Genomic DNA, 15,330 nt, shown 5'->3' with positions numbered 1-15,330 from the left:
CCCTTCGCTCCTTTCCAGGTAGTGGTCAGAGGGCGCGGCCCAGGGCGCGGAGTTCGTCCAGGGAGGTGCCGAGCGCGGCAAGGAGTTCCGGCATGAGCTGGAGGGCCTGGAGGAGTTCGGCGTCGCTGGTCTCGCTGACGGTGCGGTCGCCGTCGAGGAGAGTGCGGATGGTTACCTGCTGCTGCGCGAGGCGGGTGTCGAAGTCGCTCAGGCGTGCCTGGTGCGCGGCCGGCTCGGTGTGGGGCTGCGCGGTGTCCGCTTCGGGGGGCAGCTGGACCAGGGCCTGTATCACGGTGTGCTCGGCTTCTCGGCGCAGGAGTTGGAGCAGGCCGGCTCGTTTGGTGTGGTCGGTGATGTCCGGGGTTAGGTGGATCTCCATGAGGGCGTCCCAGACAGCGATGACGCGGTCCTGTACGTCTTTGCCGAGCTGCTGATAGAAGGAGTCGGGGTCGGCGAGGTTTGCGTGAGTGTGCGGGAGCCAGCGGCGCCAGTAGGCCTGGGCTTCGAGTGCGTAGTTGGTCACGGCTGTGGCTCCTCTGAGCTGCGTGGTCATGTGAGAGTGTCAGGGTTCGTCGTCTGATTCCCGGGTGCTTCCCGTGGGGCGGGAGGAGCGCGGTTTTTTCTTCTGAGTGGGTCGCCAGACGGGAAGGGCGCCTGGCTGCGCGGCGGTCGGGGTGGGTCATACGGGTTCGGCGGTGCGGGCCTGGTTCATGTCCTGTGCGGACGCGGGCATAGGGACTGAGAGCTTCGGCGCCGGTGCTGAGTGACCGACTTGGGCGGAGTGCTGGTGCCAGTGCCGGGCAAGCTGTCGGCTGCCGAACACAATGGCCAGTCCCATGGTGATGCCGCAGACGGCGAGCACGGCGGGGAGGACGTGCAGCGGGACGAGGGCCACGACCAGGCCGGCCAGCGGGTAGGGGAGCAGGCCGATCACCCACAGCACGCTGACGGTGGCGCCGAGGGCGTGTCCGGGGATGACCAGCGTTCTCATCGTGCGCAGGACGACGTTGGCCGCGCACTCCCCCGCCACGATGGCGGTAGCGGCTACCGCGAAGGCGGGGAAGGTCCCGACCGTGCCGGCCATGACCGAGGCGGCGGCGAGGAGGATGCCACTGGGGACGAGGAGGGGTGCCATCCCCCAGCGGTCGATTCCTCGGCGGGTGATGGATGTGGCCAGGAGGGTTACCACTGCTGCCGCGGTCCACATGGTGCCCAGATCGGTCTCGGCCTTCTGGTACTGGTGGAGGGCAATGCCGGGTGCGGCGGCTAGAAGCAGGGCGACCAAGATCTGGACGGCGCTCATGACGACGGCGATCCAGGCGATGACGGGGGTGCGTAGCATGCGCCACCCCACAGCCATCGACTTCAGCGGGCTCTGCGGTGGGTGTTCCTCGTTGGGCTGGGGACGTCCGACCGCGAGCAGGGGCGCTCCGCACGTGGTGGCCAAGGAGAGGAGGGCGACCGCCGCGAGAGCCGCCACTGGCTGCTGGGCAACGAGTGCGGCGGCGCAGAGGGGGCCTATGAGCAGGGCCGCCTGGTCGATCTGCATCTGGCGTGCCTGGATGCGGTGGACGTCGTGGCCGGACTGCACCTGGGTGCAGATGACCTCGCAGGAGAGGAAGGAGAACTCGGCAAGGACTCCCCCGACCGCTCCGAAGACGATCACGGTCCACCATTGCTGCGGGTGCAGTAGGAGGAGTCCTATGGCCGCCAAGGTGAGGAGGGCTCGAAACAGTGAGGAGGTGAGGAGGACGATGCGTCCTCCGATGCGGTCGACCAGAGCGCCGGCCACGGGGAGGATCGCGATGCGGGGCAGCCACTCGGCGATGAATGCGATGCCGGAGTGGCTCACGCTGTCGGTGATGGCGAGAACGATCAGGGGCAGCGCGTATTGGGCGATGGCGGTGCCGAGTGCGTCCGTGGCGCGGAGCAGGTTCGTGCGGTGGAGTTCACGCATGGTGTGACGCGTACGGCCGGGACGGGCGCACGCTCGTCCCTTTCGGTGGATGGGGAGGGCTGCAGACGCCGGGAGGGAGGGCACCTGGCGTCAGCCGGTTCGGTGCTCGCGGGCGTCTCGGGTCGTGGGGAGTGCGGCTTCGGATGCAGCGCTGGGCGGAGGCGGCGTGCCAGGCGCGGTCTGGACCTTGGTGACGACGGTCCTCGTGGGTGTGGGGGTGTGTCCGAAGGCGGATGTGTAGAACCTTCGGCCGGCGCTCATCTGGGTTTGCCTCCTGCGGTTGGTGGCCCGCGGCGGGGCTGGGCGGATTCACCGTCTGTAGCGCGTGCGCAGCGGGCAACCGTGTGCAAGGCAATTCGTGCTGGTTTCCCGCCTGGCGAGCAGTGAGTCTTTGGGTGTCTCGCTGGGCGGGACGGTGCGTCGGCGAGACGGGGTGGCGAGCCCGTCGCCATGTGGCGTGGTGCAGGAAGTGACGTGGTTGGGTGTGCTGGCCGACGGTGAGCGGCAATGATGGTCCCAGGGTGGGAAGGGGGTGGGGTGCATCCCGCCCACCGGGCCCGGGACGTATGTGTTGGGGCGTGTGGCGCCTGCTCGCTTCCCTTCTGGCGGGAAGCTGGGGCGAGGTTGACCGCCAGGCGGTAACCTCCGTGGCGATTCTTCTAGTAGCGTCAGGCGCCGTTCGTTGCGCTCCGTATCGGCGGAGAAGGCGCCTCCGCCCGTTGATGTGCAGGAACGGTCAGCGGGCCCTATGGCAATGATAGTTCTGCGGGCCATTCGGCTACTGAACGTGTCCGGAAGTCTGACCTCCGGCGCCCACTTCTTCTAGATCCGCGGTCGAAATGCGACAACGATGGAGGGCATACAGCGAGCCGCTCGCATTTGTCGGTGGCCGTTTTCTCGGGGAGGCTGACAGTGAAGGAAGCGGTCGATCGCGCGACGAGTGCCTCGGCGCACGCGAAGGTGTTCCGGGTGCTGACGGCTTTGGAGGAACTCGGGCCTGGCGCCCACGAGTTGCGTCGGATTACGTCCAAGTCCGGCCTTCCCCGTTCCACCGTCCAGCGCATTCTCGCCTGTGGGGTTGAGGAGGGGCAGATCGAACTACGCGGCCAGGGCTTGTACAGCATCACGCCGCACAGTGGTGCACTTCGTGGGCTGCGTCTGCCGCAGGTGGCTTCGCAGGGTGCCGATCCCGACCTGACGCAGCTGCAGCGGCAAACAGCTCAAGTTGTCCTGCTCTTTGTCACGGTGCCACTGGCACGGCGACTGTGGGTCGACACTGTGTACGGTCGGCGTTACGACTTCGTGGAGGCGCTTACCTCCGAGGACAGCGCGGCGCTCGAGCTCTCGTCGCTGTCGGCCGACGCGGCTGGGCTGGTGATCAGCGCGCACAGCGAAGACGAGACCGTCAGCAGCCGGTTCCGGGAGATACAGGAATTGGGTACATGCTTCACGCGCTCCCCGCTGCCGGGGTGGTCGATGATCGCGGCACCGGTGTACGGGCGGGCGGGCCACGTCGAAGGGGCGCTGGCCCTGCTCGGCCAGCACCCGAGGATGTTCTCGGAGAAGACCCGCTTCTCCTACGAGGTGTTGCGCACAGCCGCCCGGGTCAGCCGGCGTTCGGAGAACGCCCTGCGGCCCGTTCGCTCGTCCTCGCAGCTTGCGCCGGTTGCTTGAGCGGAACGGCCGGCGGGGCTGCGGCCGTGACAGGGCCGAGGCCCAGAACGATCGTCCGCCTGTCCGCCCGGGTTACCAGCCGTGGTGGGAGTGCTGGCGCGCCGTCATGGGATCGTGGGCCTGGGAATCGGCTGAACCGCCGCGAGCCATGACTGACATGGTCACAGCCCGGAAGCCGTGGTCACGCGCGTGGGAGGGAATCGCTGTGGTCAGCAGGACTGACGCGTAGCCCTCCGCCCCCACAAGGACCTCCCGCACGACGCCGTCCTCATCATCTGGGTATTCAGTCGGCTGCGCCAGCAGGTCAGGGACCTTGCGCAGGTATGCCTCCTCGAGATCCGCTTGGCTTGCGACCTCCTCGCGGATCCGTCGAAGCTGTGGATCGGTCTGGTTGTTCTGGAAGGCCAGCGCAAACTGGCAGAGCGTTGGCAGCATCCACGCGTCGCGCCAGTCACCAAGCATGTGTGGCGCGTCCGGGTGGAACAGCGTCCAGCGCAGAGTGTTCACGGCTGGATGGTTGAGCTGGTGCGGGGTAACAGCCTCGAATAGCTGGAAGTAGGCATCGTTGGCGGCGACGATGTTCCAGGCGCCGTCCGTGAGGCATGCTGGGTCGCTCTGGCGACGGATGTGAACGTTCGCCCACCGCTCGGTCAGAGCCAGGAGGCGCTCGTTGCCCGAGAGGGCTCCTGGGAGTGGAACCAGGTGACCGGTCAGCCGGTAGAGCTGTCGGCGGCCAACTTCGTCGAGGCGCAGCGCTCTGGCCAGGTCGTCCAGTCGGATCCGCGGGATTGCTTGGCGGGCGGTCTCCCAGGTTCTGTACTGACGGTCACTCATGCACAGTTCGTTTGCGAGGTCCTCCTGCTTGATACCCCGCGCGTCGCGGGCGTTCACCAGGAACTTGGTGAGGCCTGGTGCCAGCGGCAGGTCATGCTGCTCTCCGTGGCCGTCGACAGCGGTGCGCGAAGTGGTCCGGACAGTCCCAGGGCGCATCGTGGGCACGTGCGCCACCATTGCCGCGCGCTGAGTCTGGCGCGTGATGAGTACCGAACTCGTAGACATGCTTCCCCCCTGTGCTGATGCTGCCGTCCGGTGGCTGTGCGGCTCGGCGCACGACGCTTCCGGCGGCAGTCTCGGCGCGCCTCCGACGCGCCGCGTCTCTGGAGAGACGGCTCTGCCTGTTTAGTCTGACCATTAACCGGCACACCCGCCGCTTACGGTGTCAAGCATTCAGGCTCGATGGACGACCTAAACCACCATGAAACCAGGAAATTCGGACCCTTGCCGCCCAGTTTTGCTATGCCTGCGCCACACGTGAGAGCCGATGCGCCTGACTGATACGTACTACCTTCCCTCACAGATTCGACCGCTCGGTCTGTTCTTGTGGCGCCCAGTGTGGGACTCTTGTCACGCGGACGTCAAGCGAACAGCCGCAACCGGACGGGAATGGGGGCCACTTGCTACACGTCATGAGCCTGGAGCTCCAAGACGAGACCGCCTCCACAAGCAGACATGGTCTGCGGCCCCAGCCCCCACACGGGTACAAGGACCGTCACGCAGCGAGAACGCTTGGCGGGCGTATTGGGCCCAACCGCAGCTCGCCCTGCACCGACCGTGCCATCAGATGCCGCGTCGACCACTGCTCTCGACGTCTCGGGTCGGCATATTGGGGGTTTGAGGGATCGAGCCCGCCACGGGATCGACTGATGCAGGGAACGCTCATCCATCACAAGAGCCTCGAACGGTCCGCGCAATCAACTCATTGCTCCACGGTCTGGGCAAAATGACCGCAGACGCCACAAAGGTCCTGAGCGCCAGTTTCGTTGCCGCGTCCTCACCGAACTTCTGATCCGCCGGCCAACCGCCAGTAGCTAGAGGGGGAAGCATGCACACAAATCGACACTCCGAGGGCAACACTGCAGAGTCAACTGCCAGTTGCGAGAGTCCCGGGCCGCGCCATGACGTGTACGCTCTGTGCCCGGCGGATTGCGGGGAACTTGACTTCCTGGATAGGAGGACCGCCGCGGAGCTCGCAGAAGTGCAGATGTGCCCAAACGGCTGCGGAGTTGCCTTGCAGGTGGTGCCCTATTACGAGCACGTCTAGTGAGCTGGCAAGGGCCGGCTCGCAGGATCACGGACGGAGGTACAGATCGCGAGATGCCTACCGTCCGCTCTCGTTCGCACGTCGGCTGCCTCGCCACCCTGCGCGCACAGCCGACGCCTGGTGGTTTTCGCGGTTTGGACTGATACTTCGACGCTATCCCGACATCAACGGCGGAGGTACAGAAAGGCGCATGAGGTGAGCGACGAAGCACGACCAAAACTGCAGCAGGCGCGAGCAATGCGGACACGCCAAAAGATTCTCAACGCAGCAGGCGAGCTGTTCGAAAGGCACGGGTACCGCGGAACTATCACTCGCGACATCATCGATTCGGCAGCCATCACCAAAGGCGCCTTCTATTTTCACTTCGAGTCGAAAAAGCAGGTAGCGGAAGCAATCCAGGAATCTGCAGTCTCCATGGACGGTGTAGACCTGGAGCAGGAGTTCATCCTGCAGGCGATGGTCGACGTCGGCATGGTCTTGGCGGCCCGGCTGCCGGGCGAGCCATTTCTACGTGCCGCGCATCGCTTGTCCCTGGAATTCGAAGCGGCGAAGAATTACCCCACGCCGTGGCCATCTTGGATGGAAATCAATGCAGAGCAACTGAGCGAAGCCAGGCGAAGGGGTGAACTGCTGCCGGGCGTAGATATCCCTATGATCGCTCGCCAAATCGCTGGCCAGTGGTCCGGCCTCGTTTTCATGGCGCACGCCCTCGACGGAGATCTTGAGAGGGTCGAGGAAATGATCGCTGTGATGTACGACATGCTCATGGATTCAATTGCCCACCCCAAGATTCATGACCGTCTCGACTTTTCCCCAGACCGCGGCAGCCGAATTATCAGGAAACATCAATCGCTCCTGGGGGAGTCTGCGCTAGAGAGCTAGCTTGTCTTCGCTGATGCTAATGAGTAGTGAACGCGACGATCCAGCCCGAGCCCCGGCCCGGCCACTCAGCCTGTTATGTCCGGCGTTCATGTCATAGGGCAGGTTCGCCACGTATGGCACCTTACTCACCATCTGCTGACGATAGAGCGAGCGATTGTCACGACAGCTGCCGGATAGTCCCTTTAGCTATCAGCAGGTGCAGGTGTGATCTTTTTAACATAATAGATGTCCAATGAACGCGTATCCGATCCACCGCGTGGGTAGGCAGGATGGCGATTGTTATGGATCTTCTGTAAAGGAGCTTCAGGTGAGGTCAACCCTTGCCGCCGGCCCCGAAGCCGAAGCTGTCGACCGGCGGATGGTGGCTTCCCTCTTTTCCCGGCTTCGCTCAGCTACCGGTCAAGCGAATCCGCTTCCCCACTATGAACGACTCTTAGCTATGGGTGAAGTGATCCCAGCGCCGTGGGGCGGGCATCTGGTGAATTCCTACCGTTTGTGCGATCGAGTTCTAAGAGATAGATCCTGGCGCGTGCCTGACAATAACTGGCGCCGGAGTCAGGACGATAGGGCGCGTTGGCGTGCGCCCTCGTCGCTGCAAATGGGGCAGACTCTCCCAATGCTCAATCCTCCCACTCACACACAAGTGCGGAGGTCGCTGGGAAACATCTTCAATCGAAGCTCGCTGACGACCTTGCAACCCACGATAAAGGCGACAGTTGAGGAGCTCCTCGACGATTTCACCAACGATCTCCAGAAAGGCCCAGCTGAATTCTGTTCAGCTATCGCTGATGAGCTTCCTGTGAGGATCATAGGTCAGTGGATGGGACTCCCTCAGGCCGACTACGGCCTCTTGACGTCCCTCACCCATGACCAGGTTCACACACAGGAGCTTTTCCCAAGTCCGAGCGAGCGTGCACTCTCCGACGATGCAACGGAAAAGCTGCAGAGATATTTCGACGATCTGATAGCGGAACGCCGACGAGCTCCAGGGCAAGACCCCGTCTCTTCCTGGATACGACATTGGGACGACGCTGTCTGCGACCGTTCCAAAGCCGACGCCGCGGTCCGCTCCCTCGCACTATTCATGGTCCTCGCAGCCTTGGAGACCACGTCCCATGTGCTGTCCAGCACCGTTCGCCTACTGCTCGAATTTCCTCACCAACTGGATCTGCTCCGAGCCCAACCTGAACTCGTACCAGACGCAGTCGAGGAAGTACTCCGGTACGACGCGCCAATCCACATGATCAGCCGGATTGCGCCCGAAGACACGCAGCTCGGCGAAGTGAACGTGCGAGAGGGCGAGATGGTGCAGCTCATGGTCGGAGCCGCCCATCACGATCCGCGCCAGTATTCCCAGCCTCACGTCTTCGACATCCGCCGCAGGGCCTCTCACCTCAGCTTCGGCCAAGGTATCCACTACTGCGTTGGTAATGCCCTAGCCCGCTTGGAGGCAACGGTCCTGCTCGAGGCTCTTCTCAGCCGACCGTACAGCCTATGCATCAGTGCTCCCCCACTTTGGGAGCCACGAGTCGCCTTCCGTCACATCGGCTCACTTCGCTTGGCCATCGCCTGAACACCACTCCCATGAAGCATGCGATATCGAAAGAAGCGATGCTAAATGCTGCAACATTTGAAGACGCTGCTCGTTGCGCTCAAGGGCGAGGTCCTTACAGTGCAACTGAACCGGCCCGAGGAAGGCAACTTGATATCCGAGCTGGTTCTCGATGAGCTCCTCTTCGTACTCGCAAAACTGGAAGACGACCCTGCCATTCGTGTAATGGTGCTATCCGGCGCCGGAGATCACTTCTGCAAGGGAGGTGATCGAGCCGAGCTTTTTGCACTACTCGACGAAGATCCCTCAGGAGCCTCCCTCCGTACGCTTGCCAACAAGGCTCGCCGCGTGTGCGACGCCTTCAAAGGCACCGAGAAAGTGACCATCGCGCAAGTGCACGGCGACCTCCTTGGGGCGGGTTTGGGAATCGCGGCCCTCTGCGATATCCGAGTAGGTGCAGATGACTGCCGCTTCCGCATGCCGGAGCTGGGCCTCGGTGTGCCGCCCGCCTGGGGCGGACTCATGGGTCGTCTCATTGATGAGATCGGTCAGGCCAAGTTCCGTCAGCTGATGCTGACTGCCCGCTCGTTCGACGCCAGGACTGCAAGCTATCTGCACATCCTGCATGAAGTCGTTCCACTGGAGGAACTGGAGGCTGCCGTCACGAAGGAAGTCAGGCCCATCCTGCGTCGCGACCCCGAGGCGACGCGAACCACCAAGGCCATGCTCAACGCCTACAGTTCCGCCCATCTTGCAGTCAGTTCCTACCTTGACTCGCCATTGCTGGCATCAGGGATCACTGCCCGGGCCGCGGCTCGGAGGCGCTGATCACCATCGTTTAGACGAGCGGGCAGACAGAGGTGTCACCGGAGCGCGACGGCCACCTGCTCACCATGACCCTTGCCACACGCACCTGCGGCAACTGATCGCGAAAGGCCCTCACCCCACGTCGGGTTGAAGGCCTGCACGAACAGAGGACGCGATGCTCTTCGCTGCGGCGGGCCGGGTGGCTGCTGCGATCGGCCGACGGGCCGTCGTGGACTCCAGGGCCAGGTGCTAGATGTGCTGGTCCAACAGCCGTGCAGGTGTGGTGTCCTGCTGGAGCAACGGCCGGGCCGGTGGTCGTCCGCCCCAGGTTGTCCATCTGCCTGGTCACTGCCATCCTTTCGGCGGTGCCACCTGGTTCGTCCCAGTGGGTGAGGCACGATGAGCCCGGTCGGGCAGAATGTCCGCTTCAATGATCTGGACGAGTGTCGGCGACGGCTGAAAAGTGGACCAGTAGAACCCAAGCGTCGGCAGTGGCTCACAATTCAGCCGTCGCCGACAGACGAGGAGAACCAGCGGCGGGCCCGGCTCCGGGGCGCATCTGATGGAGACCGAGCCCGGCTGTCACAGCGGAGGCCCATTCTGAGCGGAGCCCGGCGAGTCCCGTCGGCGCACGCACTGTGTGGATCGCCTCGCCGGTCACGGCCGGATCGACCGGTGCCCGCTCAGCGCGCGCGTCCAGCGGCCGTCGGCCAGGCCTACCAGGCAGAGTCGCTGCACCCCTCAAAGCGGAGCATGACGGCGTCCTCGGAGGCAAGATCGTCGTCTGCCTCTCCCACCTCGCCACCAACCTCGAGCACCGGACGAAGGCTCGCTCTCGCCCGCGCCGGTTTCGCCAACGCCCGCAATGCCGGAAGCCCCCTTGGACAGATGCGCCTTCACGCAATGGCAGCGGGCGGCCACGCCGACCCTCCACCACCGCGAAACCGCTGCAGCACGCTACCAAGCTGGGGCTGCCGCCGCTTTCAGCACCGGCCCCGCCAACGAAGCCCACTGGGTCTACCTCAATCACCACACCTTGTGGCAGGGACCGTCCTGTGCCACCGCGACCTGAGCCCAAGCCTGTCAACGGCCATGTATGCGGCTCTGATCCACTACTTGTGATCCGATCGCGGAGCATCACGGTGCTCAGTCCGCGAGGAGGATCTGGCGGCGGAGGAGGTCGAAGCCAGCCCGCCCATAGCCGTCCCTTTTGGTCCGCTTCACCCGGTTGGCGTTCCCCCCGATTTCGCCCGAGCTCCACTCCAGCGCGACGCCAGCGGCGATCGCCTCGGAAGTCCTGCCGCAGGCCGCGGGCAAGGCTGCACAGTGGCTTGAGGCCGGTGTTCTGGGCGTGGGTGATCCAGCCATCGAGGTCGCTGCCGCGGCGCTCGGTCTTCATCTGGGCGCAGGAGCGTACGCAGTCGGCGGCATCCAGTTCGGGGCAGCGAGTGAGGAGTTGCTTCGGCTCGAGCGCCTTGCTCTCGTCGAGCTTGTCCGTATGTGGGTGATCAACCAAGTGGCCTTGCGGACCGTCAGGTCCTCCTTCTTGGCGGGCGCCGGCTTGCCGCTGGCGCGGACGGAAGCGCGCGGGTTCGCGGGACCGTGAGTCACGCGGCACGGGAAGCTGGCACACAAATCACCGGATGGGCGGGGCTTCGCGTCCGAGTTACCGCTTCTCTCAACTGCCAGTGGGGCGACGTAGGGGCAAGGTGTACAGCGCTGCGGGGATGCTGGACAGGCCCTGGGTCTCGAGTGCTTCTCCGAGGGTGTAGTTGGTCAACTCTTCGCCGGCCTCGATCAGGGAAGCGAGAGCGGTGAACCAGGATGTGCCGAGCAGTCGGGAGCTACCGCGGGTCTGGTCAGGAGGTTCGGGCATCGGAGGTAGCTTGATCGTCTTGCGGTGGCCTTCCCAAAGGCTCGGCTCCCCGTATTCGGTCAGGAAGGCGCTGTAGGCCTTCTGCTCCTGGCGCTCGCTCCAGGTGGACTCCGCCGTACGGTAGGCGATGCGGGCGGCGTCCCGGATCTTTTCGCCGCGCCGGGCCACCGCCTGGTAGCGCGCATGCGCTGCCTCGGCTCGTCGGACAAGGTCTCCGTCCAGCCGCAGGACGCTGACGACCTGGCCCCACGAAGCCTCCCAAGGGTGGCGGTCTCCCCGCCGGTCCCAATTGTGTTGGCCGAACGAGGTGCACTGTCCAGCAACTGGCTGCTGACGACGGTCTCGCTGCCAGCGGAAGCCGTACCCCTCAAGCGTGACCGTTTCCGCCTTGCCGGTAGCCGGGTGATCCTCGTCCACCTCACCCCAGGAGCTGACCGTCCACGCGATGACGGCATGCTTGCCCTGGAGTGTCACGGCCACGACCTCCCGGTCGGGGAACTCGGTGCGGGCGAGCAGGGCGGCCTCCGCGGCGAGGGTCTTATGCTCCGGCCCGGTCAGGTGCTCGGCAAGGGCGGCGCCGCGGTCCCAGCCTTCCCATTCCGACGTGCTGCGCAGGACCGTCCACCGGTTCGGCCGCGCCCCGGGTAGCACCCAGTCCCTGCTGCTGCGCGCCTGTCCACGCCGGTTGTAGGTGTGCTCAGCGACAAACGGACCATTCGCGTGCGGAGTGAGCACGACCAGGTGACCGGCATGAGTCTGAGCGATCAGCAACGCGTCCGGGTGCCTGGCGGCCAGCGCCTCCACCACTTCCCGGGTGGCGCGGCTGTGCTCGGTGTGCTGCCGGCGCCGGAACTCGGCCAGGATTTCCCGGGCGGCCTTGGCGTCCGCCTCGGCCCCGCGGCCGGTCAGCGGGCGGTGAACCCGGTTGGCGAACTTCCACCAGTCAATCAGGCCGACGGCAGCTTCTTCTGCCGCCGCCAAGCTCTCGCCGGACTGCTGCATCAGCATGCCGACCACCATCTGCCGGAAGGGCGCCTCGGCGGCCCGCTCCTCCTCCTTGGCAGCAACGGCGGCGTTGATCACCGGCACCATGTCCAGGTAGTGCACCCGGTCGACCCGGTTGCGCAGGAAGGCCCGCAGCACGTCGGGTTCGGCTGCGTCATAGGCCAGGACGAAAGGATCCTCGGCCCGCACGGTGCAGGAGGCGCGAACCCTCGCGGGCCGCAGACCTCGATCGGTCCACACCTCGTCTGGGCGCTTGTAGCGGATCACCAGCCCGCCGTCCGGACGTCGCTGCTCAATGGTGTATACCGTGCCGGGGTTGGGGGCGTCGGCAGTCGCGGGGTGGAGGCGGGGATGGCCGTGCCCGTAGTCGTCGCGGCCGTAGGCCAGCTGGCGGAAGGCATCGCTCCTGCTGGCCACGATGACTCGCATTCCGGGTCGCAGTTGTGAGTTGACGCGCCTTTGCCATTCGGTGAACTGCTCGCTGCCGTCCCCGAGCGCATAGGAGTCCTCGGCGTCGGGGATGAGGACCACCCGACCAGCGTCGATGGCGTCCTGGTCGAGCAGGTTGAGTCCCTCCTTGGGGTGCGGGTGAAGGATGGTGGTTCGGTCGACCAGTCCCTGCAGCAGCAGTCCCACCTTCATGTACTGGCGCCGGGTGGCATCGGCCTTCTCCTCGGCCTTCTTCCACTGGGGACTGCCGGGTTCCAGCGGGCGTCCCCTGTGATCCTGGAACAGGTTGGCGAATTCGTCCGCAGCGGGGAAGAGCTGTCGCTGGAGCTTGAGTTCGTTGAACACCGCGTAGAGGCGCTCGCCGTTGCGGACCAGGAAGAACGTTGCGGCGTTCGCTTCCTTCATCGCAGCGTTGAACCAGGGGTCCCTCGCATAGCGGCGCTCGGTGCGGCTGGGAACCAGCGCCACGATCCCCTTGGACTCCGGCAGGACCTGGTCCAAGTTCCTTTCATCGGCCAGCAACCAGGCGAGGAAGTCGTCCAGACCCTCGACGTCCAGGCCCCCGCTCTCGGCGGCCACCATGCACTCCTGATCGGCGCTGAGGACCAGCTGCCTCAGTACCACAGGTGTGTCCGCCGCAGCCGGTTCGCCTTCCCGGAGTGTCTCGATGCCCTCCTCGATGCCGAGGTAGAAGGTGATCGCCTCGATTCCTTCCTGCATGCGCTCGGCCTGGGCGCGCAGCGGCTCCAGGGCCCTGTATGCCGCCTGCATCTGGGCTTCCATCAGCTCCCGGAGCCGTCGCTTTCGCCTGTTGATGTCTTCTTGCAGGCGCTGCAGGCGGGCCAGGTGCCGGACCATGCTGGCTTTGGCCTCGACTGCGTGCTGGCCAGCGGCCGGAACGAGTGCGCTTCCCGGGTCGGATTCAGGCTTCGTTGCGGCGGCCAGTCGCTGCGCCTCGGCGCCCAGTCGGGCGAGCTCCGCGGTCAGCTGGGCGATCTCTGCAGCCGGATCTTGGGCGGGCCCGGTCTGGCGCGCGGCTGGAAGGTTTTCGGTCACAAGGGTACTCCCAGGGTGGGCGCCGCTGCTGATGCACGGACGGTCGGAGGGGAATGGCGGTCATCCATCACCGGCGCTCGGCAACCATAATTGGTGTTGCCTATAAGCTACATTGCATGTCGCTTATAGGCAACAGGGTTAAGGTCGGATACGGTTTGCTCATGCCGAAAGCGCCTGATGACACCGCTGACCCCGCCGTTCTGGCGCGACGTCAGGCGTTCGGAAAGCGCCTCAAGGACCTGCGCAATCGAGCGGGACTGTCGCAGGCCCAACTTGCCGAGGCGGCCGGCATGAACCGCGTCACCTACGTAGGTGTCGAAGGCGGTCGCCGCAACGTGTCGCTGGACAAGGTGTTCGCTCTCGCTGACGCACTGGGTGTCGACATGGGAGAACTCTTCGCCGATCTGGACAGCCGGCTCAGTCATCCTCAGCCGCCCGCCAGGTGACGGGACGGCCTACCGAGGTAGCTTGGCTGTTCGCTCCGGGTGGTCGGGATCGACAGCGGTGTGCGCGGCCCGGCACCACGACGGCTGCACGGCGCCGACCGCACCGGGGCTGCCCCTGTCTGTTCCTCGGCGCCGACGGCCCGGTGGCCGGACTCCGGCCACCGTTGCGGTCAGAAGCCCGCGCCGACTGCCGTTCTGCCGTGCTATCACTTCCAACCTGTCTGGATCACGGCCACACACGGCCACCTGGACCCTCACTTCAACAGCTGCTCCGCTACCATCACTCCTCCCACCTCCGCAGATCCCTCCGCGCTGCCGGGATGCGAGCCGCCACAGGAGAGACCCGCCCCCGGAGGAACCATGTCGCGAGGATGTCCGACCCGACTCACGGCCTCGTGGTGACGCCGGTATCGAGCAGCTCTTCCGCATCTGCTGGCTGGACACATCGATCGTGAAACACCGCCAACACACAGCTCACGCCTGGCAGACCCGGTAGACCTGGCTCAGGTCAGGGAGACGACCAACGTCGTAGAGCACCGCTCGCGCGGCTACATGAACCGCGTCCTCATGTCCCTCCACGTCGCCTACCCACACGTCGCCTTCGCTTGCGATAGCTATCGTCTGGGGACCACTTCCCGCGACCTGGCTGCCACCGCCCGCGGACTGCCTGCAGGCGCGCAGTCGGACGTCGCTGTATAGATGGGTGCGTCATCAACGACGTCTGGCGCGCGTACGCGGGCGCGGCAGGTCGTGCGCATCTCGGAGCCCCGGTCGGACTCGTCGCGGATCCGGTGACCGCCGGCGCGATGAACCGCGACCGTCAAGCTCTACAACGCGGCGGCTGCCCGCCGCGCCGCCGACTTCTCCTTCTCTGACGCCTGGACCCGTTCTCCAAGGCTGCCCGCACATTCGCCAATCACCGGGCCCGTCTACTCTTTGGAGCGACGGTATCCATCTCTCCGGCCTCGTCGTTGCTCTCGTCGCCTAGCGCGTTGAGTCGCACCTACAGGCGCACCGCGTCGTGGAGCAAGGCCTCCAGGGCAGGACGCCAGCCACCTATTGATGTGATGACGAAGGCTGCGCTGGTGCTACTGCGGAGGCTGGCATCTCGCCCGGATCTTGCTGACTCTGTTGCCCTCTTCGGGCTACCTGGTGGGGCCGGGGGCTCATGCAGCCAGAGCTTGGTTCCGTGCAGTTTCGTGGTCTACGTGAGCGTACGTCGGGAACGGTGGCCGCATCGCACTCGTGGACAGCGCGGGCCCTTGGAGACAGCTGGGCACCCTTTTCAGGAGTGCGGACAGGCAGAACGGTGGTGTGGCGCGCGGTCCGGGCACTGACCTTGCGCCTCACCACCTGGCGGCTGCAGACCAAAACCTGGCTTGAGCCGGGAGCAGTCTCGCCCTTTGAGCTTTTCTCAGTCGTCCTGATCTTTCTACCGTCCGCTACCGGAACTTCCGGATGCTGGTGTAGGGGGAATTTCGCGTATGGAGATACATACCGGACTTGACGAACTGGCCCGAGAAG

Annotated in this window: 10 protein-coding genes; 6 read left to right on the top strand and 4 right to left on the bottom strand. The window is 65.2% G+C overall.

The genetic code is table 11. The features are described from left to right. Positions 1-25: 25 nt before the first annotated feature. Together AC07DS_RS17445 and AC07DS_RS17440 are read right to left on the bottom strand one after the other, a co-directional pair. Positions 26-523 (bottom strand): hypothetical protein, encoded by a 498-nt coding sequence (locus AC07DS_RS17445; protein WP_479146209.1) that lies wholly within the window; start codon positions 521-523, stop codon positions 26-28. 156 nt (positions 524-679) lie between these two features. Next, positions 680-1,957 carry an MFS transporter gene (locus tag AC07DS_RS17440; RefSeq protein WP_479146207.1) on the bottom strand — a complete coding sequence of 426 codons (1,278 nt, stop codon included), beginning with the start codon at positions 1,955-1,957 and terminating at the stop codon, positions 680-682. A gap of 912 nt (positions 1,958-2,869) precedes the next feature. On the opposite strand from AC07DS_RS17440, the gene AC07DS_RS17435 reads away from it, so the two are divergent. Beyond that, positions 2,870-3,631 (top strand): helix-turn-helix domain-containing protein, encoded by a 762-nt coding sequence (locus AC07DS_RS17435; protein ID WP_479146205.1) that lies wholly within the window; start codon positions 2,870-2,872, stop codon positions 3,629-3,631. A 72-nt stretch (positions 3,632-3,703) separates the two neighbouring features. On the opposite strand, the gene AC07DS_RS17430 is transcribed toward AC07DS_RS17435, so the two are convergent. Next, on the bottom strand, positions 3,704-4,690 hold the full coding sequence (locus AC07DS_RS17430; protein ID WP_479146203.1) for an MmyB family transcriptional regulator: 987 nt from the start codon (positions 4,688-4,690) through the stop codon (positions 3,704-3,706). 1,237 nt (positions 4,691-5,927) lie between these two features. Between AC07DS_RS17430 and AC07DS_RS17425 the strand changes: the two genes are divergently transcribed. The 4 genes from AC07DS_RS17425 to AC07DS_RS17410 all read left to right on the top strand — a co-directional run bounded on the left by AC07DS_RS17425 (position 5,928) and on the right by AC07DS_RS17410 (position 10,579). Further along, positions 5,928-6,614 carry a ScbR family autoregulator-binding transcription factor gene (locus tag AC07DS_RS17425; RefSeq protein WP_479146201.1) on the top strand — a complete coding sequence of 229 codons (687 nt, stop codon included), beginning with the start codon at positions 5,928-5,930 and terminating at the stop codon, positions 6,612-6,614. Between the two features lie 232 nt (positions 6,615-6,846). Continuing rightward, positions 6,847-8,187, top strand: a complete 1,341-nt coding sequence (locus AC07DS_RS17420) for a cytochrome P450 (RefSeq protein WP_479146199.1) — start codon at positions 6,847-6,849, stop codon at positions 8,185-8,187. A gap of 57 nt (positions 8,188-8,244) precedes the next feature. Next, positions 8,245-8,994: an enoyl-CoA hydratase/isomerase family protein gene (locus AC07DS_RS17415; protein WP_479146197.1), complete on the top strand. Its 750-nt coding sequence runs from the start codon at positions 8,245-8,247 to the stop codon at positions 8,992-8,994. Between the two features lie 1,189 nt (positions 8,995-10,183). Then, positions 10,184-10,579: a hypothetical protein gene (locus tag AC07DS_RS17410; RefSeq protein WP_479146196.1), complete on the top strand. Its 396-nt coding sequence runs from the start codon at positions 10,184-10,186 to the stop codon at positions 10,577-10,579. Between the two features lie 72 nt (positions 10,580-10,651). Here the strand turns inward: AC07DS_RS17410 and AC07DS_RS17405 are convergent, their stop codons facing one another. Continuing rightward, entirely contained in the window at positions 10,652-13,360 is a 2,709-nt protein-coding gene (locus AC07DS_RS17405) for a hypothetical protein (protein ID WP_479146194.1), read from the bottom strand. A gap of 161 nt (positions 13,361-13,521) precedes the next feature. Here AC07DS_RS17405 and AC07DS_RS17400 point away from each other — a divergent pair, with 161 nt between their 5' ends. Continuing rightward, positions 13,522-13,806: a helix-turn-helix domain-containing protein gene (locus AC07DS_RS17400; protein WP_479146193.1), complete on the top strand. Its 285-nt coding sequence runs from the start codon at positions 13,522-13,524 to the stop codon at positions 13,804-13,806. The last annotated feature ends 1,524 nt before the right edge of the window (positions 13,807-15,330 follow it).

Source organism: Streptomyces sp. NPDC044064 (assembly GCF_056434245.1).
Note: the sequence above shows the minus strand (reverse complement) of the source record. Positions and strands in the feature narration are given on the sequence as shown.

Bases quoted from the DNA above. Each gene is read 5' to 3' on its own strand.
- AC07DS_RS17440 (WP_479146207.1), bottom strand. From the start codon at position 1,957: ATGCGTGAACTCCACCGCACGAACCTGCTCCGCGCCACGGACGCACTC.
- AC07DS_RS17420 (WP_479146199.1), top strand. From the start codon at position 6,847: ATGAACGCGTATCCGATCCACCGCGTGGGTAGGCAGGATGGCGATTGT.
- AC07DS_RS17400 (WP_479146193.1), top strand. From the start codon at position 13,522: ATGCCGAAAGCGCCTGATGACACCGCTGACCCCGCCGTTCTGGCGCGA.
- AC07DS_RS17430 (WP_479146203.1), bottom strand. From the start codon at position 4,690: ATGTCTACGAGTTCGGTACTCATCACGCGCCAGACTCAGCGCGCGGCA.